This is a genomic window from Acinetobacter sp. SK-43, assembly GCF_015351505.1.
Taxonomy (GTDB): domain Bacteria; phylum Pseudomonadota; class Gammaproteobacteria; order Pseudomonadales; family Moraxellaceae; genus Acinetobacter; species Acinetobacter junii.
The window spans coordinates 1-1,237 of record NZ_JADKPY010000096.1 but is presented as its reverse complement, the minus strand read 5'-3'; the positions used below and the strand labels follow the sequence as shown (position 1 = coordinate 1,237).

At 39.1% G+C, this 1,237-nt stretch carries 1 protein-coding gene; it reads left to right on the top strand.

What is annotated here, in order from left to right:
- Positions 1-72: 72 nt before the first annotated feature.
- Positions 73-1,232, top strand: a protein-coding gene (locus IRT38_RS17355; protein WP_194598344.1) for an IS3 family transposase whose coding sequence is annotated in 2 segments (ribosomal slippage) — positions 73-319 and positions 319-1,232 — 1,161 coding nt in all. Because the reading frame shifts where the segments join, the coding sequence is not laid out codon by codon here.
- The last annotated feature ends 5 nt before the right edge of the window (positions 1,233-1,237 follow it).

Genomic DNA, 1,237 nt, shown 5'->3' with positions numbered 1-1,237 from the left:
TTGATCCTAGACAAAATAATGGACACATATTCCCTCTAAAGATAACGTTACGTTAACTATGGAGATGTAAAAATGGCTAAACGCTTTAGTCCAGAATTTAAACAGCAAGCAATTGATTATGCACTTTCAAACTCACACGAGTCTGTAGCTGCAATCGCCCAGAAATTAGGTGTGGGTTATTCAACATTAGATAAATGGATTCGTGAGACTAACCCAACAGGTTCTAGTAAAAGACAACTCTCACCAGAACAACAGCGTATTCTTGATTTAGAGAAAGAAGTCAAACAGCTCAGAGAAGCCAATGATATTTTAAAAAAGGCGCATGTGTACTTCCTAACAGATCATGCCAAGAAAAGTACACGGTAATTCAAGATTTGGATGCGAATAAAATCACTGTATCTTCTGCCTGTAAATGCCTAGGTGTTAGCACTTCGGGATACTATGCTTGGCGAAATCGACAGATGTACGTCAATCAAAAATATACTGATTTAAAAGCTGTATATTGGCAACATCATTCACGTTTGGGTGCTCCGTCATTGGTACATGACATGCATGATTTAGGTTACTGCATGAGTGAACGTACGGTTGGAAGAATGTTGAGAAAGCTTGGTTTACGCAGCAAGATTTCCCGTAAATATAAGCATACGACTGATTCAAATCATCGTTTACCAACAGCGCCGAATTTGTTAGATCGCCAGTTTACAGTCACTCGACCAAATAAAGTTTGGACAACCGATATTACCTATATTCGAACTAAAGAAGGTTGGTTGTACTTATGTGTGATGCTAGATTTATTTAGTCGACGTATTGTAGGTTGGCAAACGAGTACAAGGATAGACCGTCAGCTAGTGTGCGATGCATTTAACTATGCATCGGCTCGTCAAGGCTATCCAACGAATGCCATGGTGCACTCAGATCAAGGTTCACAGTACTGTAGTCGTGATTTTAGAGCACTATTATTCACGAATAACTGTATTCAAAGCATGTCTCGTAAAGGAAACTGCTGGGATAATGCTGTTACAGAAAGCTTCTTTCATACACTAAAAGGTCATGTGGTACACGGCAGTATATTTACTACCCGAAAAAAAGCTAATGCTGTATTGTTTGAATATATTGAGATTTACTACAATCGAATCAGAAGGCATTCAGCAAATGGCTGGTTAAGCCCAGAAGCCTTTGAACAGAAATATTTTAAGAGTTTAGAGGGATCGGGTGTCCACGATACTGTCTAGGATCA